17 protein-coding genes and 1 tRNA gene are annotated in these 18,388 nt (G+C 64.8%); 3 read left to right on the top strand and 15 right to left on the bottom strand.

The window, feature by feature from the left end; all coding sequences use genetic code 11:
- Positions 1-19 precede the first annotated feature (19 nt).
- The 9 genes from BBJ41_RS17710 to BBJ41_RS17670 form a co-directional block, all read right to left on the bottom strand.
- Positions 20-499, bottom strand: coding sequence for a NuoB/complex I 20 kDa subunit family protein (locus BBJ41_RS17710; RefSeq protein WP_006398799.1), 480 nt, complete (start codon positions 497-499; stop codon positions 20-22).
- Between the two features lie 62 nt (positions 500-561).
- Positions 562-921 carry an NADH-quinone oxidoreductase subunit A gene (locus BBJ41_RS17705; RefSeq protein ID WP_006398798.1) on the bottom strand — a complete coding sequence of 120 codons (360 nt, stop codon included), beginning with the start codon at positions 919-921 and terminating at the stop codon, positions 562-564.
- Between the two features lie 154 nt (positions 922-1,075).
- A tRNA-Leu gene (locus tag BBJ41_RS17700) sits at positions 1,076-1,160 on the bottom strand.
- A gap of 111 nt (positions 1,161-1,271) precedes the next feature.
- Positions 1,272-1,649 (bottom strand): preprotein translocase subunit SecG, encoded by a 378-nt coding sequence (secG, locus tag BBJ41_RS17695; RefSeq protein ID WP_069747461.1) that lies wholly within the window; start codon positions 1,647-1,649, stop codon positions 1,272-1,274.
- 72 nt (positions 1,650-1,721) lie between these two features.
- Positions 1,722-2,477, bottom strand: coding sequence for a triose-phosphate isomerase (gene tpiA, locus BBJ41_RS17690; protein ID WP_069747460.1), 756 nt, complete (start codon positions 2,475-2,477; stop codon positions 1,722-1,724).
- Positions 2,478-2,618: 141 nt separating this feature from the next.
- Positions 2,619-3,638, bottom strand: coding sequence for an NAD(P)H-quinone oxidoreductase (locus BBJ41_RS17685; RefSeq protein ID WP_069747459.1), 1,020 nt, complete (start codon positions 3,636-3,638; stop codon positions 2,619-2,621).
- A gap of 148 nt (positions 3,639-3,786) precedes the next feature.
- A complete protein-coding gene (pnp, locus tag BBJ41_RS17680) occupies positions 3,787-5,934 on the bottom strand; it encodes a polyribonucleotide nucleotidyltransferase (protein WP_069747458.1) in 2,148 nt (715 codons plus the stop codon).
- A gap of 291 nt (positions 5,935-6,225) precedes the next feature.
- The gene (gene rpsO / locus BBJ41_RS17675) at positions 6,226-6,495 is read right to left on the bottom strand and encodes a 30S ribosomal protein S15 (protein WP_043188860.1); all 270 of its coding nucleotides are present in this window, start codon (positions 6,493-6,495) and stop codon (positions 6,226-6,228) included.
- Positions 6,496-6,602: 107 nt separating this feature from the next.
- Positions 6,603-7,862 (bottom strand): branched-chain amino acid ABC transporter substrate-binding protein, encoded by a 1,260-nt coding sequence (locus BBJ41_RS17670; RefSeq protein ID WP_069747457.1) that lies wholly within the window; start codon positions 7,860-7,862, stop codon positions 6,603-6,605.
- A gap of 169 nt (positions 7,863-8,031) precedes the next feature.
- Here BBJ41_RS17670 and BBJ41_RS17665 point away from each other — a divergent pair, with 169 nt between their 5' ends.
- From BBJ41_RS17665 to BBJ41_RS17655, 3 genes are all read left to right on the top strand, one after another.
- Positions 8,032-8,544: a hypothetical protein gene (locus tag BBJ41_RS17665; RefSeq protein ID WP_069747456.1), complete on the top strand. Its 513-nt coding sequence runs from the start codon at positions 8,032-8,034 to the stop codon at positions 8,542-8,544.
- Between the two features lie 382 nt (positions 8,545-8,926).
- A complete protein-coding gene (locus BBJ41_RS42110) occupies positions 8,927-9,565 on the top strand; it encodes a carbonic anhydrase (RefSeq protein ID WP_069747455.1) in 639 nt (212 codons plus the stop codon).
- A gap of 35 nt (positions 9,566-9,600) precedes the next feature.
- Positions 9,601-11,151, top strand: coding sequence for a SulP family inorganic anion transporter (locus tag BBJ41_RS17655; protein ID WP_069747454.1), 1,551 nt, complete (start codon positions 9,601-9,603; stop codon positions 11,149-11,151).
- Between the two features lie 71 nt (positions 11,152-11,222).
- On the opposite strand, the gene BBJ41_RS17650 is transcribed toward BBJ41_RS17655, so the two are convergent.
- From BBJ41_RS17650 to BBJ41_RS17625, 6 genes are all read right to left on the bottom strand, one after another.
- Positions 11,223-12,767 carry a 2-isopropylmalate synthase gene (locus BBJ41_RS17650; protein ID WP_069747453.1) on the bottom strand — a complete coding sequence of 515 codons (1,545 nt, stop codon included), beginning with the start codon at positions 12,765-12,767 and terminating at the stop codon, positions 11,223-11,225.
- A 312-nt stretch (positions 12,768-13,079) separates the two neighbouring features.
- Positions 13,080-13,952, bottom strand: a complete 873-nt coding sequence (pssA, locus tag BBJ41_RS17645; protein ID WP_069747452.1) for a CDP-diacylglycerol--serine O-phosphatidyltransferase — start codon at positions 13,950-13,952, stop codon at positions 13,080-13,082.
- Positions 13,953-13,966: 14 nt separating this feature from the next.
- Entirely contained in the window at positions 13,967-14,611 is a 645-nt protein-coding gene (locus tag BBJ41_RS17640) for a phosphatidylserine decarboxylase (protein WP_031401923.1), read from the bottom strand.
- A gap of 127 nt (positions 14,612-14,738) precedes the next feature.
- Positions 14,739-15,755 (bottom strand): ketol-acid reductoisomerase, encoded by a 1,017-nt coding sequence (gene ilvC, locus BBJ41_RS17635; RefSeq protein WP_047898620.1) that lies wholly within the window; start codon positions 15,753-15,755, stop codon positions 14,739-14,741.
- 105 nt (positions 15,756-15,860) lie between these two features.
- A complete protein-coding gene (gene ilvN, locus BBJ41_RS17630; RefSeq protein WP_006750445.1) occupies positions 15,861-16,352 on the bottom strand; it encodes an acetolactate synthase small subunit in 492 nt (163 codons plus the stop codon).
- A 111-nt stretch (positions 16,353-16,463) separates the two neighbouring features.
- A complete protein-coding gene (locus BBJ41_RS17625) occupies positions 16,464-18,227 on the bottom strand; it encodes an acetolactate synthase 3 catalytic subunit (protein ID WP_069747451.1) in 1,764 nt (587 codons plus the stop codon).
- Between the last annotated feature and the right edge of the window lie 161 nt (positions 18,228-18,388).

The raw sequence follows: 18,388 nt of genomic DNA, 5'->3' as shown, positions 1-18,388 counted from the left end.
TGAGGGGACGCTCGGGGCTTTATTGACGGGCGATGGTATTGGTGCGGCGGATCTTCGCCTGAAGCTGGATCACGCCGTAGACCAGCGCCTCGGCCGTGGGCGGACAGCCCGGCACGTAGACGTCGACCGGCACGATCCGGTCGCAGCCGCGGACCACCGAATACGAGTAGTGGTAGTAACCACCGCCGTTCGCGCACGATCCCATCGAGATCACCCAGCGCGGCTCGGCCATCTGGTCGTACACGCGGCGCAGCGCGGGCGCCATCTTGTTGCAGAGCGTGCCGGCGACGATCATCACGTCCGATTGACGCGGGCTCGGACGAAACACGACGCCGAACCGGTCCAGATCGTAACGGGCGGCGCCCGCATGCATCATCTCGACGGCGCAACACGCGAGCCCGAACGTCATCGGCCACAGCGAGCCGGTACGCGTCCAGTTGATCAGCTTGTCAGCCGTCGTGGTGACAAACCCTTCCTTCAAGACCCCTTCGATACTCATTTGCTTTCCACTCCAGACGAGCGACCGAGCGTGGCCGCCCATGCAAACCGGCGATTAACCCATCACTCCCAGTCGAGCCCGCCTTTCTTCCAGATATAGGCAAAGCCCAGCAGGAATTCGAGCAGAAAAATCATCATTGCGATGAAACCCGGCCAGCCGATGTCCCGGAGCGCGACGCCCCACGGAAACAGGAATGCGGTTTCGAGATCGAAGATGATGAACAGGATGGCGACGAGGTAATACCGGACGTCGAATTTCATCCGGGCGTCTTCAAAGGCTTCGAAGCCGCACTCGTACGGTGCGTTCTTCTCGACGTCCGGCTTGTTGGGGCCAAGGAGCTTGCCGATGCTGACCAGCGCTATACCTAAACCAGTGCCCACGAGGAGGAACAACAAGACGGGGTAATAGGCTGCGAGGTTCAAGGCAATCCTCTATCGGTTGGTTCTGAGCGTCCGGAGAATACCACTATCCGGCGGAAGGGATCATTTCGGAGTGCATGCGATCGCAAGACAACCGCAAGCACACCCCAGAAATGAAAAATGCCAGCCACTAGAAGCGGCTGGCATTGAGTAACTTTGGTGCCGACGGCGAGACTCGAACTCGCACAGCTTTCGCCACTACCCCCTCAAGATAGCGTGTCTACCAATTTCACCACGTCGGCACTGCATGCAACTCGGGTTGTGTTGCTTGTTTCCCGCGAATCGCTTCAAGAATTAAATTCTAACCCGACTTCCAGAATTGTTCAACGCACAAACGCAAAAATTTTAACTTTTTATTTCGGGACGTCCTGGCCCGGCGCGCTCGCAGCCGAACCCGCGACAGCGGACGCCGCGACGGCCGGCACCGACGCTGCGGGCGCCGATGCCGGTGCGGTCGCAGCCGCGCCGAGCACGCCTGCCGACGGCGTCGACTTGTACGAACCGAGGTACGTCAGCGCGAGCGTCGCGATAAAAAAGATCGTCGCGAGAATGCCCGTCGTGCGCGACAGGAAGTTCGCCGAGCCCGTCGCACCGAACAGGCTGCCCGACGCACCGCTGCCGAATGCGGCGCCCATGTCGGCACCCTTGCCGTGCTGCAGCAGCACGAGACCAATCACACCGAGTGCAGACAGCACCTGCACCACAATAATCAGCGTTTTGAATAACAGCATCACACCCACCCAATTGGATCGGGCGACCGGATCGACCGGCCGCCGTCATGGTTCAATTCGATCGCGGACCGCTCAACGCGCGGCCCGGCAGATCGCCAGGAAATCTTCCGCCTTCAGCGACGCGCCGCCGATCAGGCCGCCGTCGATGTCCGGCTGCGCGAACAGCTCTTCCGCGTTGTCCGGCTTCACGCTGCCGCCGTACAGCACGGACACGTCCGCCGCACCCTTCGCCGCCAGACGCGCACGCAGGAACGCGTGCACGTCTTGCGCCTGCGCCGACGTCGCGCTCTTGCCCGTACCGATCGCCCACACCGGCTCGTATGCGACGACGATGCGCGCGGCATCTTCGACCGTCAGCACGGCCAGCACGGCGTCGAGCTGCGCGCCGACGACCTGCTCGGTCGCACCCGACTCGCGCTCGTCGAGCGTCTCGCCCACGCACACGACCGGCGTAAGACCCGCCGCAAGCGCGCGCTGCGTCTTCGCGGCGACCGTCTCGCTGGTCTCGCCGTGGTACGCACGACGCTCCGAGTGACCGACGATCGCATAGCGCGCGCCGAACTCCGCAACCATCGCGGCCGCCACTTCGCCGGTGAACGCACCTTGTTCGTGCGCGGACACGTCCTGCGCGCCGAACGCGACACGGCCGCCGTCAAGCTGCGCCTGAACCTGCGCGAGATACGGGAACGGCACGCACACGCCGATCGACGTTTCGGCCGCCACCGCGCCCGCGCCCTGCACCACTTCGTTCAGCAACGCCTGGTTGCCGGCCAGCCGGCCGTGCATCTTCCAGTTGCCGATCACCCGCTTTGTTCTCTGTTTCGACATCGTGTCTGTCTCGTCACCGCTGTGTCATTAACGCGCCGGAAACCGGCCGTCAGGTTTGATCTGGCGAAGCAAACCCGCGATTTTACTGCGCACGGCTTGACCCGGTCAAACCGCGCATGTCAAGTCCGGCCGCACGGGCCGTCAGGCGTTCGTACCCCAATCGAGCACGATCTTGCCGGTATGCTCGCTGCTTTCCATCAGCGCGTGCGCCTGCGCAGCCTCCGCAGCCGGCAGCACGCGGTAGATCACCGGCTTGATGCGGCCGTCGGCGATCAGCGGCCACACGCGCGCCTTCAGCTGCGCAGCGATGCGCGCCTTGAACTCGACCGGGCGCGGCCGCAGCGTCGAACCGGTCACCGTCAGCCGGCGACGCAGGATCTCGCCCAGGTTGACCTCGGCCTTCGCGCCGCCGAGCAGCGCGATCAGCACGAGACGACCGCCGTCCGCGAGCGCGGACAGTTCGCGCGGCACGTACGAACCCGCCACCATGTCGAGGATCACGTCGACGCCGCGATCGTGCGTCAGCGACTTCACGACCTCGACGAAATCCTCGGTCTTGTAGTTGATCGCGCGTTCGGCGCCGAGCGCCTCGCACGCACGGCATTTGTCGGCAGTGCCGGCCGTCGCGAACACGCGAAAGCCGAGCGCATGCGCGATCTGGATCGCCGTCACGCCGATGCCGCTCGAGCCACCCTGCACGAGCAGCGTCTCCTGCTCGCCACCCTCGCCCGCGCCGAGTTGCGCACGGTCGAACACGTTGCTCCACACGGTGAAAAACGTTTCCGGCAGCGATGCGGCCTCGATATCGGTCAACCCGTCGGGCACCGGCAGGCACTGCGGCAGCGGCACGACCGCGTACTCGGCATAACCGCCACCCGCGAGCAACGCGCACACGCGATCGCCGAGCTTCAGGCCGAACGGGTTCAGCGCGGCATCGGACAGGTCGCCGCCGACGATCTCGCCCGCAACCTCGAGGCCCGGCAGATCCGACGCGCCCGGCGGCGGCGCATAGGCGCCCTTGCGCTGAAACACGTCGGGCCGGTTCACGCCGGAAGCCGCCACCTTGATCAGCACTTCGCCGCGCTTCGGTTCGGGGCGCGGACGCTCCGCAAGCTTCAGCACGTCGGGGGCGCCGAATTCGGTGATTTCGATGGCTTTCATGGTGAGGGTCGCTCCAGGATCGGAATCGGATGGCGCGCCCGCGCACGCGGCACGGGCGCCTCGCCGGCGCTGCTGCGCCGCACAACGATGCTACAGAAAAAACGGCCGGCACGCTTTCGCACTGCCGGCCGTTGGTCCGCCTACCCGCTTACTGCTGCGGCGGCGTGTCCGACTGCGACGCCGCCGCTGCTTCATTCAGCAGCGCCTTTGCCGACAGACGCACGCGACCCTTCTCGTCCGTCTGGATTACCTTGACCTTAACTTGCTGGCCTTCCTTCAGGTAGTCGTTGATGTCCTTCACGCGCTCGTTGACGATTTCCGAGATGTGCAGCAGGCCGTCCTTGCCCGGCAGCAGGTTCACGATCGCGCCGAAATCGAGCAGCTTGAGCACCGTACCTTCGTACACCTGGCCGACTTCGATCTCGGCCGTGATTTGCTCGATGCGCTTCTTCGCTTCGGCCATGCCGTCGCTGTTCGTGCTCGCGATCGTCACGACACCGTCATCCGAGATGTCGATGGTCGTGCCCGTTTCTTCCGTCAGCGCGCGGATCACCGAACCACCCTTGCCGATCACGTCGCGGATCTTTTCCGGGTTGATCTTGATCGTGATCATGCGCGGCGCGAATTCCGACAGTTGCGTGTTCGCACCCGAAACCGCCGACGTCATCTTGCCGAGGATGTGCATGCGGCCTTCCTTCGCCTGTGCGAGCGCGACCTGCATGATTTCCTTCGTGATGCCCTGGATCTTGATGTCCATCTGCAGCGCCGTCACGCCTTGCTCCGTGCCGGCCACCTTGAAGTCCATGTCGCCGAGGTGATCTTCGTCGCCGAGGATGTCGGTCAGCACCGCGAACTTGTTGCCTTCGAGGATCAGGCCCATCGCGATACCCGCGACGTGCGCCTTCATCGGCACGCCGGCGTCCATCAGCGCGAGGCAGCCGCCGCACACCGATGCCATCGACGACGAACCGTTCGACTCGGTGATTTCCGACACGACGCGGATCGAGTAGCCGAATTCGTCGGCGCTCGGCAGGCACTTGACCAGCGCGCGCTTCGCGAGGCGGCCGTGGCCGATTTCGCGGCGCTTCGGCGAGCCGACGCGACCCGTTTCACCGGTCGCGAACGGGGGCATGTTGTAGTGGAGCATGAAGCGCTCGCGGTATTCGCCTTCGAGCGCGTCGATGATCTGCTCGTCACCCTTCGTGCCGAGCGTCGCGACGACCAGCGCCTGCGTCTCGCCGCGCGTGAACAGCGCCGAGCCGTGGGTACGCGGCAGCACGCCGGTGCGGATTTCGATCGGGCGCACGGTGCGCGTGTCGCGACCGTCGATGCGCGGCTCGCCGTTCAGGATCTGCGAACGGACGATCTTCGCTTCGATGTCGAACAGGACGTTGCCGACGGTAGCCTTGTCGGCTGCTGCCGTACCGGCTGCCTGCGCGTCTTCCTCGAGCTTCGCCGAGGTCGCCGAGTAGACTTCCTTCAGCTTCGTCGAGCGAGCCTGCTTGTCGCGGAGCTGGTAAGCGGCGAGCAGGTCGTTCTGCGCCAGCTCGGTCACGCGCGCGATCAGCGGTTCGTTCTTCGGCGCCGGCTGCCAGTCCCACTCGGGCTTGCCGCCTTCGCGCACCAGTTCGTGGATCGCGTCGATCGCGACTTGCATCTGCTCGTGACCGAACACCACGGCGCCCAGCATCACTTCTTCCGACAGCTGATCGGCTTCCGATTCGACCATCAGCACGGCGCGCTCCGTACCGGCGACGACGAGATCGAGGCTCGATGCCTTGATCTGGTCACGCGTCGGGTTCAGCACGTATGCGTTGTCGATGTACGCGACGCGCGCGGCACCGACCGGACCGTTGAACGGCAGGCCCGACACGGCGAGCGCAGCCGATGCGCCGATCAGCGCGGGGATGTCCGCCGGGATTTCCGGGTTCACGGACAGCACGTGGATCACGACCTGGACTTCGTTGTAGAAGCCTTCCGGGAACAGCGGGCGCAGCGGACGGTCGATCAGGCGCGACGTCAGCGTCTCGTGTTCCGACGGACGGCCTTCGCGGCGGAAGAAGCCGCCCGGGATCTTGCCGGCCGAGTAGGTCTTTTCGAGGTAGTCGACGGTCAGCGGGAAGAAGTCCTGACCCGGCTTCGCCGACTTCGCACCGACGACGGTTGCCAGCACGACGGTATCTTCGACGTCGACGATCACGGCGCCGCTCGCCTGGCGAGCGACTTCACCGGTTTCGAGGCGCACCTTGTGCTGGCCCCACTGGAATTCCTTCACGACCTTGTTGAACATGGACATGGTTGCTCCTTTGTAATTCATGCATTTCATTCGCCGCGCCGGCCATCCCGCGCGGCGGCGTCCCGACCGAATCACCCGGAGCAAGGTGTGTTTTTTATGCCATTCCAGCGCGGCGCTCTTGCAGCGACGCGCTGGAATGACACAAATCCCGACCCCGGTATCAGCCGTGCGGCAGCCCCGCACCAACGTGCCGGACAGCCTGCGGTGCGTGTGACGCTACGCACCGCGCAAAAACAAAATGCCTGTATCAGCGGACTGACACAGGCATCTTGCTGGCGGCAATCGCCTCGATTACTTACGCAGACCCAGCTTCTCGATCAGTGCGCGGTAACGGTCGGCATCCTTGCCCTTGAGGTAGTCGAGCAGCTTGCGGCGGCGGCTCACCATGCGCAGCAGGCCGCGGCGGCTGTGGTGATCCTTCGCGTGGGTCTTGAAGTGACCCGTCAGTTCGACGATACGTGCGGTCAGCAGTGCGACCTGGACTTCGGGCGAACCCGTGTCGTTGGTAGCGCGGGCGAACTGAGCAACGACTTCCGACTTCTTGATATCTGCAACAGACATGTGATTTCCTTTCTAACTGAACAGGCGGACACGGAAGAATGGCCGTGCCGTGACTTACAACCGGCGGGCATTGTAGCACAACTCCCCACCGTTCTTACCGCCCCCTGTCACGGGCGCGTCATCGAGCATGCCGACGGCATCTCCGTGCGCGGCGCCGGCACCGCGAGCACCGTCCGGAAGCCGTAGCCCGAGCCTTCGTTGTCGAAGCGCACGCCCGGCGTGCCGGCCTTGTCCATCTCCATCACGTAAAGGGGCTGGATCAGTTGATGATCCTGCGCGCGCATTCGCGACGCATGGAAGCCGTCGTCGAACGACAAGCCTTCGAGCGCGCGCGCGACCGCGACCGGGTCGGCCAAACCCGCGCGGTTCATCGCGGCGGCCAGCATCTCGACCATCAGGCTCATCCGTCGCACCGGATAGTCGTCCTGCGCGGCCGGGAAACGGGACCGGAACGCGCGGTAGAACGCATCCGATTTTGCGCCGCCCGCGTTCGGATGCCAGTCCGCCACGGCCACGACCCGCCCGACGCCCGCATCGCCCAGCGCCGCCGGCGCACCGAGGCTGTTGCCGTAGAACGTATAGAACTTCGCATTCAGCCCCTGCTCGCGCGCCGCCTTCACGAGCAGCGTGAGGTCGTTGCCCCAGTTGCCGGTCACGACAGCGTCCGCGCCACTCGCGCGGATCTTCGCGATGTATGGCGAGAAATCCTTGATCCGCCCGATCGGGTGGAATTCATCGCCCGCGATCGTCACGTCCGGGCGCCGCGCCGCCAGCGCCTGTCGCGCGAGCGCGCTGACGTCGTGGCCGAAGCTGTAGTCCTGGTTCAGCAGGTAGACCTTGCGCAGCGCGCGGTCGCGCGCCATCACATCCGCGAGCGCAGCCATCCGCATCCCCGCATGCGCGTCGAAGCGGAAGTGCCAGAAGCTGCAGCGCGCGCCCGTCAGCGCCGGATCGTCGGCCGAATAGTTGAGGAACAGCATCCGGTTGTCCGGATCGCGCGCGTTCAGCTTGTCGAGCGCCGCGACGAGCGCCGCCGCGACGGCCGAGCTGTTGCCCTGCGCGACGAAACCGATATGCCGGTCCGCGGCCGCGCGCAACTGCACGAGCGCCTCTTCCGGGCTGCCCTTGCTGTCGAGCACGACGAGTTCGAGCGGATGCGCGCCGTCGCGCAATTTCACGCCGCCCGCCGCGTTGACCTGCTCGACGCCGAAGCGCAGGTTGCGCTCGACCGCCGCACCCGCGTTCGCGAACGGGCCCGACATCCCTTCGATCAGCGCGATCCGCACCGGCTCGCCGCCGGCAAACGCGGACGACGCCAGCATCCACCCCGCGCTCAACGCGAGCGCATACCGCTTCCACCCCTGCATCGGCCACCTGCCCTTCAATCCGCCCGAGAAGCGCGGATCATAGGCCGGCGCCCCTGCCGGCTGCAAGCGCGGCAGCACCGGTGATCCGCACCGATTTTTTCCACGCGATGCACCGCCGCGCGCCGTCCGTGATACAACGGGAAATGTTTCCGCATTCTGGAGAATCCCCATGCGCATTCGCATTCCCGCGCGCCTGCCGGTGCTGTTCGCCTGCGCCGCCGCGCTGCTGGCCGGTTGCGCGCAACCGTGGCAGCAATACCAGGCCGGCCAGGACGAGTCGGCGATCGTCGCGCGCATGGGCCCGCCGCGCGAGATCTACGACCTGCCCGGCGGCGGCAAGCGCCTGATGTGGCCGACCCAGCCGATGGGCGAGGTCACCGTCGCGGCCGACGTCGACGCGGCCCACAAGATCGTCAACGTACGCCAGGTGCTGCAGCCGAGCGAGTTCTATCGCGCGGAGATCGGCAAGTGGACGAAGACCGACGTTCTCGTCAATTTCGGCCGCCCGGTCGAGACGTCCTATTTCCCGCTGATGAAGCGCGAGGTGTGGACGTACCGCTACCTCGAGGACAACGTCTGGTACATGATGTACAGCTTCTACTTCGATCCTCAGGGCATCCTGCGCATCACGCAGAAAACGCCGGACCCGCTGCACGATCCCGACCGCCGCAGCATGTTCTGACCGATTACGCATTTACGCGCAATTTTCACAATGGCCATTCACGAATTATTGCGTGAATGGCCATTTCCTTTTTTCCGTCACATTATTTAATTCACGGAATATGGCGGAAAACTTTTCCGATCGATGACATTCCGAGGGCAATCCGCTGAACGCCCCGTCATGCGGGCCGTTGCGCCGAAACAGGCATACCCGATGCATGTCATGCGTTGGGTTGGTGCATGCAATGCACTGCGCCAAATCAATTTGAAACAATTTGTTTCAATGCACCCGGAGTGCTAGGGCATACCCCTAATATCAGTCGAAACCAAACCTTTCAATTTAGAAAGATTGCAATTGCGTCATTTCGTCGATATTTATTTGCCCTTATCAGAAAGGAATCCTTATGAATCGCCCCAAGAGCATGCTGGTTGCCAACATTGCCTGGGCCCGCGAGACGCGTGAACACACGCCCGGTTTCTTCGACGCGCTCGCGCGCGGCCAGAACCCGCGCGTGCTGTGGATCGGCTGCGCGGACAGCCGCGTGCCGGCCGAAACCATCACGCACAGCGCGCCCGGAGAACTGTTCGTCCATCGCAACATCGCGAACCTGTTCCACCCCGACGACGACAACTCGGCGAGCGTGCTCGAATACGCAGTGCGCGTGCTCCAGGTCGATCACGTGATCGTATGCGGGCACTACGGCTGCGGCGGCGTACGCGCCTCGCTACTGCCGCCGCCATCGGACCTGCCGCACGTCGCACGCCGCATCGCGCCGCTCTGCGCGCTCGCACGGCGTCATCGCGATGCGCTCGACGGGCTCGACGACACGGCCGCCGCCGATCGTCTCGCGGAACTGAACGTGCTCGAACAGGTGCGGCTGCTGCGCGCGTCGCCGATCGTGCGCGGCCGCGAACGGCCGCCGCTCGTGCACGGCTGGATCTTCTCGCTCGCCGACGGCCGCCTGAAGGTGCTCGACTCCGGTTACGACACACCGCCCGTGCAAGCAGAATCCGCGCAGATTACCGCCGCCGCGCTCGGTTGATCCCCCGTCCCTACGCCAATGAAATCGCCCCGACCATGAAATTCAACGAGCGTTTGTCCACCCTGCCGCGCGACATCGTCGCCGGCATCGTCGTTTTCCTCGTCGCGCTGCCGCTCTGTCTCGGCATCGCGAACGCCTCCGGCGTCGAACCGTTCGCCGGGCTCGTGTCCGGCATCGTCGGCGGTATCGTCGTCGCGCTGCTGAGCGGCTCGTCGCTGTCCGTCAGCGGGCCGGCTGCCGGCCTCGTCGTGATCGTCGTCGAAGGCATCGCGCAACTCGGCAGTTTCTCCGCGTTCCTGCTGGCCGTGCTGCTGTCCGGCGTGCTGCAGTTCGGGTTCGGCATGCTGCGCGCCGGCCGCTTCGCCGCCTACGTGCCGTCGCCCGTCATCAAGGGCATGCTCGCCGCGATCGGCCTCTTGCTGATCGTGAAGCAGATTCCGTTCGCGTTCGGCATCGGCGGCGCGGCCGCGCAATCGTTTGCTTCATGGCCCAGCCTGCCGATCGCGTGGGCCGCCACGGGCGTCGCGCTCGTGTCGCTTGCGCTGCTGATCGCATGGGACACGCCCGCGCTGCGCCGCTTCGCGCTGGTGCGCTCGGTACCCGCGCCGCTCGCGGTCGTCGTGCTGGGCATCGGCGCCACGCTCGTGCTGGGCGTCGTCGCGCCGTCGGTCGCGCCGGGCGCCACCCATCGCGTGACGCTGCCGGAGCTCGGGTCGTTCGCCGCCTTCGCGGCATCGCTCAAGCATGCGGAGCTCGGTCCCAACTTCGCGCAGCTCGTCAATCCGGACGTGTGGCGCGTCGCGATCACGCTCGCGGTCGTCGCCAGCCTCGAGACCCTGCTGAGCCTCGAGGCGGTCGAACAGATCGATCCGAAGCGCCGGCCGACCCAGCCCGATCGCGAGCTGAAGGCACAAGGCGTCGGCAACCTCGTCGCAGGCGCGGTCGGCGGCCTGCCGATCACATCGGTGATCGTGCGCAGCTCGGTCAACGTCAATGCGGGCGCGCAAAGCCGGATGTCGGCGATCGTCCACGGGATGCTGCTGCTCGCGAGCGTGTTCGCGCTCACCGGCCTGATCAACCTGATCCCGCTCGCGAGCCTTGCCGCGATCCTGATCCACACGGGCTTCAAGCTCGCGAAACCGGCACTGTTCCGCTCGGTGATGAAACAGGGGCCGGCCGCATTCGTGCCGTTCGCCGCGACGATTGCCGGCGTGCTCGCGGTCGACCTGCTGTTCGGCATCGCGCTCGGCCTCGCGTGCAGCGTGCTGGCGGTCGCCGTCGCGAACCTGAAGAGCCCCGTCACGCTCGCGCAGCACGACGACCACTTCCTGCTGTCGTTCCGCAAGGACGTGTCGTTCCTCGGCAAGGTGCAGGTCAAGCACCACCTGCGGCACATTCCGGATCACGCAGCGGTGATCATCGATGCGACGCGCGCCGACTACATCGATCACGACGTGCTCGAGCTGCTCGACGCGTTCGTTGCCGATGCGCCGCGGCGCGGGATCGCGGTCGAGTTCCGCAGGCGCAGCCCGGCGCCCCGCCCGGCCGCACGCCGCTGGCTGTTCCGCACGCCGGCCGCGGAATGAGCCGCGCATGAAAAACGCCCCGGCGGCACAAGGCCGCACGGGGCGTTTCGGCAAGGCGCAGCGCGCGGCGCTTACGAGCGCTGCGGGTTGACCTTGTCGTCCTTCGAATGCAGCTTGTTCAGCGCGGAGATGTACGCCTTGGCCGACGCCGCGACGATGTCCGGATCGGTGCCGACGCCATTGACGATCCGCCCGCTCCGCGACAGCCGGACGGTCACTTCGCCCTGCGCCTGCGTGCCGGTCGTGATCGCGTTCACCGAGTACAGCAGCAGCTCGGAACCGCTGCCGACTTCGCCTTCGATCGCGTTGAACGTCGCGTCGACCGGGCCGTTGCCGCGCGCCTCGCCGGTCACTTCCTTGCCTTCGACCGCGAACACGATCTTCGCCTGCGGCTGCTCGCCCGTTTCCGAGCGCTGCGACAGCGATACGAACTTGAAGTGCTCGTGCTCGTGCGCGAGCGCCGATTCCTCGGACACGATCGCGATGATGTCCTCGTCGAAGATCTCGGCCTTGCGGTCGGCCAGATCCTTGAAGCGCATGAACGCGGCATTGAGTTCGGTTTCGCTGTCGAGCGACACGCCGAGCTCCTGCAGGCGCTGCTTGAACGCGTTACGGCCCGACAGCTTGCCGAGCACGATCTTGTTCGCGGTCCAGCCCACGTCTTCCGCGCGCATGATCTCGTAGGTGTCGCGCGCCTTCAGCACGCCGTCCTGGTGGATGCCCGACGCGTGCGCGAACGCATTCGCGCCGACCACCGCCTTGTTCGGCTGCACGACGAAGCCGGTGATCTGCGACACGAGCTTCGACGTCGGCACGATTTGCGTCGTGTCGATGCCGACGTCGAGGCCGAAGTAGTCCTTGCGGGTCTTCACGGCCATCACGATTTCCTCGAGCGACGTGTTGCCCGCGCGCTCGCCGAGACCGTTGATCGTGCACTCGATCTGACGCGCGCCGCCGATCTTCACGCCCGCGAGCGAGTTCGCGACGGCCATCCCGAGATCGTTGTGGCAGTGCACGGAGAAGATCGCCTTGTCCGAGTTCGGAATGCGCTCGCGCAGCGTCTTCACGAGGTTGCCGTACAGTTCCGGCACGCCGTAGCCGACCGTGTCGGCGATGTTGATCGTCGTCGCGCCTTCGGCGATCACGGCTTCCAGCACGCGGCAGAGGAAATCCAGGTCGGAACGGCTGCCGTCTTCCGGCGAGAACTCGACGTTGTCGGTGAACTTGCGCGCGAAACGCACCGCGAGACGCGCCTGCTCGAACACCTGGTCGGGCGTCATCCGCAGCTTCTTCTCCATGTGCAGCGGCGACGTCGCGATGAACGTGTGGATCCGGAAGCTGTTGGCCGGCTTCAGCGCGTCGGCCGCGCGCTGGATGTCCTTGTCGTTGGCCCGCGCCAGCGAGCAGATCGTGCTGTCCTTCACGAGACCGGCAATCGTGTGGATCGCGTCGAAGTCGCCGTTCGAGCTGGCCGCGAAGCCGGCTTCGATCACGTCGACCTTCATCCGCTCGAGATGCTTCGCGATGCGGATTTTCTCTTCCTTCGTCATCGACGCGCCGGGCGATTGCTCGCCGTCACGCAACGTCGTATCGAAAATGATCAGCTTGTCTGTCATGGGGGGCTCCAGGGCTCTTTATACGGAAGTCAAACGTAACGAGATCGCGCCACCGCTGGCGACGCTCAACAACAGACGAGGCTTGACGGAGGGCGGGAACGGTCAGCGCGGCAGGCGCGCCGAAGCTAGCGCGCGTAGCGGCGCACCGGCTAGAAGGAGGGAGAGGCGGGAAAATGCAGTCATGCCGAAGACTATAGCGACATTCCGTTGGGCGCGCAATCGGACGGCACCCCGGAATTCCGGCGGTTCGGCTCGAAAAAGGGGCAAATGAAAACGGCGGCCCGAGGCCGCCGTTTCCGGGCAAATCGCGCGTCAGTGATCGCGCTGCGACGAGCGCGCCGGATTCGCGCGCCCGCGGATGGCCATATAGGCCCAGAACACGTAGCCGGACAGCCCGTACAGCACGAACAGGCAGAACAGCATCAGCGGCGGATCGGACGACACGAGCACGAACGCGACGACGACGAGCAGGATCGCCGCGAACGGCACGCGATGCCGCACGTCGAGCGCCTTGCCGCTGTAGAACGGCGCGTTCGACACCATCGTCACGCCCGCGTAGATCGTCAGCACGAATGCGACCCACGGCAACCAGCCGAGCTTCATCGGCACGCGGTTGTCGGTCGCGAGCCACACGAAGCCGGCGATCAGCGCGGCGGCGGCCGGGCTCGGCAGCCCCTGGAAGAAACGCTTGTCCACCACGCCGATGTTCGTATTGAAGCGCGCGAGGCGCAACGCCGCACCCGAGCAGTAGACGAACGCAGCCAGCCAGCCCCAGCGGCCCAGATCCTTCAGCACCCACTCGTACATCACGAGCGCGGGCGCGACGCCGAACGACACCATGTCCGACAGGCTGTCGAACTGCTCGCCGAATGCGCTCTGCGTATGCGTCATGCGCGCCACGCGGCCATCCATCCCGTCGAGCACCATCGCGACGAAAATCGCGATCGCGGCGATCTCGAAGCGCACGTTCATCGCCTGCACGACCGCGAAGAAGCCGCAGAATAGCGCGGCGGTCGTGAACGCGTTCGGCAGCAGGTAGATGCCGCGCGTCTTGAGGAAGCGCTGGCGCGCAGCCCGACGGCTCTCGATCGGCACCGGATCGGCTGCCATCCCCTTGTTGCGTCGGAACGGTCGCGGCGTCTGGCCGGAGCCGTTGCGCGGCCGGCGCGGTTTGAATGCGGCCATCGTGCGCCCGCCGCTTACTGTTCGAGCTCGGCGAGGATCGTCGACGACGCGTAGACCTTCTCGCCGATCGACACCTTCGCGCGGCTGCCGAGCGGCAGGTACACGTCGACGCGCGAACCGAAGCGGATGAAACCATAGCGCTGGCCGCGCGAAAGCGGCTCGCCGGCGCGCACGTAGCAGAGAATCCGGCGTGCGACGAGGCCGGCGATCTGCACGGCGGTAACGGTCTTGCCGCTCGCCGTCTGGATCACGACCGCGTTGCGCTCGTTCTCGGTCGATGCCTTGTCGATCGCCGCATTCAGGAACGCGCCCGGGAAGTACTCGACCTTGGTGATCGCGCCATCGACCGGCGAACGCTGCGAATGGACGTTGAAGACATTCATGAACACGCTGATCTTCAGCGCTTCGCGGTTCGCGTAAGGATCCTGTGCGGTCTCGACCGCGACGATGCGGCCATCCGCCGGGCACAGCACCGCGTTCGGCTGCGCCGGGATCGGGCGCTGCGGATCGCGGAAGAACTGGACGACGAAGACGAGCAGCAGCCAGAACGGCCACGCGAAGCCGAAGCCCCCGACGGCGTGGATCAACAGCGCGATGACGGCAGCAATCGCGATGAACGGCCAGCCTTCGCGCGCGATGATCGGATGAGGATAGTTCATGGATTCGTTCTGTGTTCGGTGAATTGCAAAGCCCGTAGCATAACAAAAGCCGCCCGGGGCACTGCTGCCTTCGGACGGCTTTTTGATGCCGGCCCTCCACTCGAAGGGCCGGAACAGCACGCGGTGCTTAGTTCTTCGTCTGGTCGACGAGCTTGTTCTTCGCGATCCACGGCATCATCGCGCGCAGCTTCGCGCCGACCTGCTCGATCTGGTGCTCGGCCGTCAGGCGGCGGCGCGATTGCAGCGTCGGAGCGCCTGCCTTGTTCTCGAGAATGAAGCTCTTTGCGTACTCGCCCGTCTGGATGTCGGTCAGGCACTGCTTCATCGCCTTCTTCGTCTCTTCCGTGACGACGCGCGGGCCCGTCACGTACTCACCGTACTCGGCGTTGTTCGAGATCGAGTAGTTCATGTTCGCGATGCCGCCTTCGTAGATCAGGTCGACGATCAGCTTCAGTTCGTGCAGGCACTCGAAGTACGCCATTTCCGGCGCGTAGCCTGCTTCGACCAGCGTCTCGAAACCCGCCTTGATCAGCTCGACGGTACCGCCGCACAGCACGGCCTGCTCGCCGAACAGGTCGGTTTCGGTTTCTTCACGGAAGTTCGTCTCGATGATGCCTGCACGGCCGCCGCCGTTCGCTGCCGCGTACGACAGTGCGATGTCACGTGCCGCGCCCGACTTGTTCTGCGCAACCGCGATCAGGTGCGGCACGCCGCCACCTTGCGAGTACGTGCCGCGCACGGTGTGGCCCGGTGCCTTCGGCGCGATCATGATCACGTCGAGGTCGGCGCGCGGGATCACCTGGCCGTAGTGGACGTTGAAGCCGTGCGCGAATGCGAGCGCTGCGCCCTGCTTGATGTTCGCGTGCACTTCCTTCGCGTACACGTCGGCGATCTGCTCGTCCGGCAGCAGCATCATCACGACGTCCGCGCCCTTCACCGCTTCCGCGACTTCCTTGACCGACAGGCCTGCGTTTTCGGCCTTGCTCCACGACGCGCCGCCCTTGCGCAGGCCGACCGTCACGTTCACGCCGCTTTCCTTCAGGTTCAGCGCGTGTGCATGGCCTTGCGAGCCGTAGCCGATGATCGTGACTTGCTTGCCCTTGATGAGGGAGAGGTCAGCGTCTTTGTCGTAGAAAACGTTCATGATGGGTTCCTTCGCTAATTCAAAAATTCAACAATTCGTTCAGATGGAGTACTGCGGGCCGGGACATGACGGCGCACCCGGCGGGCCTATTTGGCATTTTCGGCATCACACCTTCAGGATGCGCTCGCCGCGTCCGATGCCGGAGCTGCCGGTGCGCACGGTCTCGAGGATCGCGCTCGCGTCCAGCCCCTGGATGAATGCGTCGAGCTTGTCGCTCGCGCCCGTCAATTCGATCGTGTAGGTCTTTTCGGTCACGTCGATGATGCGGCCGCGGAAAATGTCCGACATCCGCTTCATTTCTTCGCGCTCCTTGCCCACTGCACGTACCTTGATCAGCATCAGCTCGCGTTCGATGTGTGCACCGTCGGTCAGGTCCACCACTTTCACCACCTCGATCAGGCGGTTCAGATGCTTCGTGATCTGTTCGATCACGTCGTCGGAGCCAATGGAAACGATGGTGAGCCGCGACAGCGATTGGTCTTCGGTCGGCGCCACCGTCAAGGTTTCGATGTTGTAGCCGCGTGCGGAAAACAGGCCGACCACGCGCGACAGCGCGCCCGGTTCGTTCTCCAGCAGGACGGAAATGATGTGTCTCATGTTCGCTTCTTCCAGAATGTACCGTGTCGATTCACTCGCGCCGCGCGCCGCCGCGTGCCGCACCGCCCTTCGTGAAGGCGGCCGCATCGGGCCGGCGCGCGCGTCGCGCCGTTACAGATCTTCCGATCCGAGCAGCATCTCGGTGATGCCCTTGCCGGCCTGTACCATCGGCCAGACGTTTTCGGTCGGATCGGTCTGGAAGTCGAGAAACACGGTGCGGTCCTTCAGGCGCAGCGCTTCCTTCAGCGCCGGTTCCACATCGGAGGTCTTTTCGATCCGCATGCCGACATGGCCGTACGCTTCGGCGAGCTTCACGAAATCGGGCAGCGCATCCATGTACGAATGCGAATAGCGCTGGCTGTATTCGATCTGCTGCCACTGGCGAACCATGCCGAGGTAGCGGTTGTTCAGCGAAATGATCTTCACGGGCGTGTCGTACTGCAGGCAGGTCGACAGTTCCTGGATGCACATCTGGATCGAGCCTTCGCCCGTGATGCACAGCACGTCGTCGTCCGGGTGCGCCATCTTGACGCCCATCGCTGCCGGCAGGCCGAAGCCCATCGTGCCGAGGCCGCCGGAGTTGATCCAGCGACGCGGCTTGTTGAAACGGTAGAACTGCGCGGCCCACATCTGGTGCTGGCCGACGTCCGAGCACACGAACGCGTTGCCGTCCGTCAGCTCCCACGCCTTCTCGACCACGTACTGCGGCTTGATGATCTCGCTTTCGCGGTCGAACTTCAGGCAGTCCTTCGAGCGCCAGCCCTCGATGTCCTTCCACCACTGCGCGAGCGCTTCGGTGTCGGGGCCATGCTCGGCCGTCTGCAGTTGCTCGATCAGCTCCTTCAGCACTTCCTTCACGTCGCCGACGATCGGGATGTCGACCTTCACGCGCTTCGAGATCGACGACGGGTCGATGTCGATGTGGATGATCTTGCGCGGACGCGACGCGAAGTGCGCCGGGTCGCCGATCACGCGGTCGTCGAAGCGCGCACCGATCGCGATCAGCACGTCGCAGTGCTGCATCGCCATGTTCGCTTCGTAGGTGCCGTGCATGCCGAGCATGCCGAGGAATTTCTTGTCCGACGCGCGATAGCCGCCGAGGCCCATCAGCGTGTTCGTGACCGGGTAGCCGAGCAGGTCGGCGAACTGGTTCAGCTCACGCGACGCATCGGCGAGGATGATGCCGCCACCCGTATAGATGTAAGGACGCTTCGCCGTCAGCAGCAGCGACACGGCCTTGCGGATCTGGCCCGAATGGCCTTTCGTGACGGGGTTGTACGAACGCAGCGACACGCTCTTGACCGGCTCGTACTGGCACGGCGTCTTCGAGATGTCTTTCGGGATGTCGATCAGCACCGGGCCCGGACGGCCCGTGCGGGCGATGTAGAACGCCTTCTTGACGGTTTCCGCGAGGTCGCGCACGTCCTTCACGAGGAAGTTGTGCTTCACGCACGGACGCGTGATGCCGACCGTGTCGCATTCCTGGAATGCGTCCTGGCCGATCGCGGCAGTCGGCACCTGGCCGCTGATCACGACCATCGGGATCGAATCCATGTACGCCGTCGCGATGCCGGTCACCGCATTGGTGACACCGGGGCCGGACGTCACGAGACAGACGCCGACATTGCCGGTGGAGCGCGCATACGCATCGGCTGCGTGCACGGCCGCCTGTTCGTGGCGCACCAGCACGTGCTGAATCTTGTCCTGCTTGTAAAGCTCGTCGTAGATGTAGAGAACCGAGCCGCCGGGGTAGCCCCAGATGAATTCGACGTTTTCGTCGGCCAGTGCCTTCATGAGCACGGTGGCGCCGATGGAGTCGCTATCGGGAGGGGAAAGGGGTTCCGACGTGGAGAATTCCGCGCTGGGCATGTTCATTTTGACCTTTCGAATTTTCGGCAAAAAATTGATCGGGTGCTCTCTGCCGGGCTTGTGGCTCGGGTTCAAGCGGCGCGTCCAGTTTGAAGGGCGGGCTTCTTGGGCCAGCCTCAAATGAGACCATCACTTCATGTTGCGAATCATTGACGATAGCGGGTCAT

This window comes from Burkholderia stabilis (assembly GCF_001742165.1).
Lineage (GTDB): Bacteria > Pseudomonadota > Gammaproteobacteria > Burkholderiales > Burkholderiaceae > Burkholderia > Burkholderia stabilis.
The sequence above is the reverse complement of the archived record's forward strand: the minus strand, read 5'-3'. Positions and strand labels throughout refer to the sequence as shown.

What these genes read in the sequence shown, in the direction of transcription:
- BBJ41_RS17650 (WP_069747453.1), bottom strand. Translation starts at nt 12,767, where the DNA reads ATGACAGACAAGCTGATCATTTTCGATACGACGTTGCGTGACGGCGAG.
- BBJ41_RS17710 (WP_006398799.1), bottom strand. Translation starts at nt 499, where the DNA reads ATGAGTATCGAAGGGGTCTTGAAGGAAGGGTTTGTCACCACGACGGCT.
- secG (WP_069747461.1), bottom strand. Translation starts at nt 1,649, where the DNA reads ATGCTGTTATTCAAAACGCTGATTATTGTGGTGCAGGTGCTGTCTGCA.
- ilvN (WP_006750445.1), bottom strand. Translation starts at nt 16,352, where the DNA reads ATGAGACACATCATTTCCGTCCTGCTGGAGAACGAACCGGGCGCGCTG.
- BBJ41_RS17625 (WP_069747451.1), bottom strand. Translation starts at nt 18,227, where the DNA reads ATGAACATGCCCAGCGCGGAATTCTCCACGTCGGAACCCCTTTCCCCT.
- tpiA (WP_069747460.1), bottom strand. Translation starts at nt 2,477, where the DNA reads ATGTCGAAACAGAGAACAAAGCGGGTGATCGGCAACTGGAAGATGCAC.
- rpsO (WP_043188860.1), bottom strand. Translation starts at nt 6,495, where the DNA reads ATGTCTGTTGCAGATATCAAGAAGTCGGAAGTCGTTGCTCAGTTCGCC.
- BBJ41_RS17655 (WP_069747454.1), top strand. Translation starts at nt 9,601, where the DNA reads ATGAAATTCAACGAGCGTTTGTCCACCCTGCCGCGCGACATCGTCGCC.
- ilvC (WP_047898620.1), bottom strand. Translation starts at nt 15,755, where the DNA reads ATGAACGTTTTCTACGACAAAGACGCTGACCTCTCCCTCATCAAGGGC.
- BBJ41_RS17665 (WP_069747456.1), top strand. Translation starts at nt 8,032, where the DNA reads ATGCGCATTCGCATTCCCGCGCGCCTGCCGGTGCTGTTCGCCTGCGCC.
- BBJ41_RS42110 (WP_069747455.1), top strand. Translation starts at nt 8,927, where the DNA reads ATGAATCGCCCCAAGAGCATGCTGGTTGCCAACATTGCCTGGGCCCGC.
- BBJ41_RS17640 (WP_031401923.1), bottom strand. Translation starts at nt 14,611, where the DNA reads ATGAACTATCCTCATCCGATCATCGCGCGCGAAGGCTGGCCGTTCATC.
- pssA (WP_069747452.1), bottom strand. Translation starts at nt 13,952, where the DNA reads ATGGCCGCATTCAAACCGCGCCGGCCGCGCAACGGCTCCGGCCAGACG.
- BBJ41_RS17670 (WP_069747457.1), bottom strand. Translation starts at nt 7,862, where the DNA reads ATGCAGGGGTGGAAGCGGTATGCGCTCGCGTTGAGCGCGGGGTGGATG.
- BBJ41_RS17685 (WP_069747459.1), bottom strand. Translation starts at nt 3,638, where the DNA reads ATGAAAGCCATCGAAATCACCGAATTCGGCGCCCCCGACGTGCTGAAG.
- pnp (WP_069747458.1), bottom strand. Translation starts at nt 5,934, where the DNA reads ATGTCCATGTTCAACAAGGTCGTGAAGGAATTCCAGTGGGGCCAGCAC.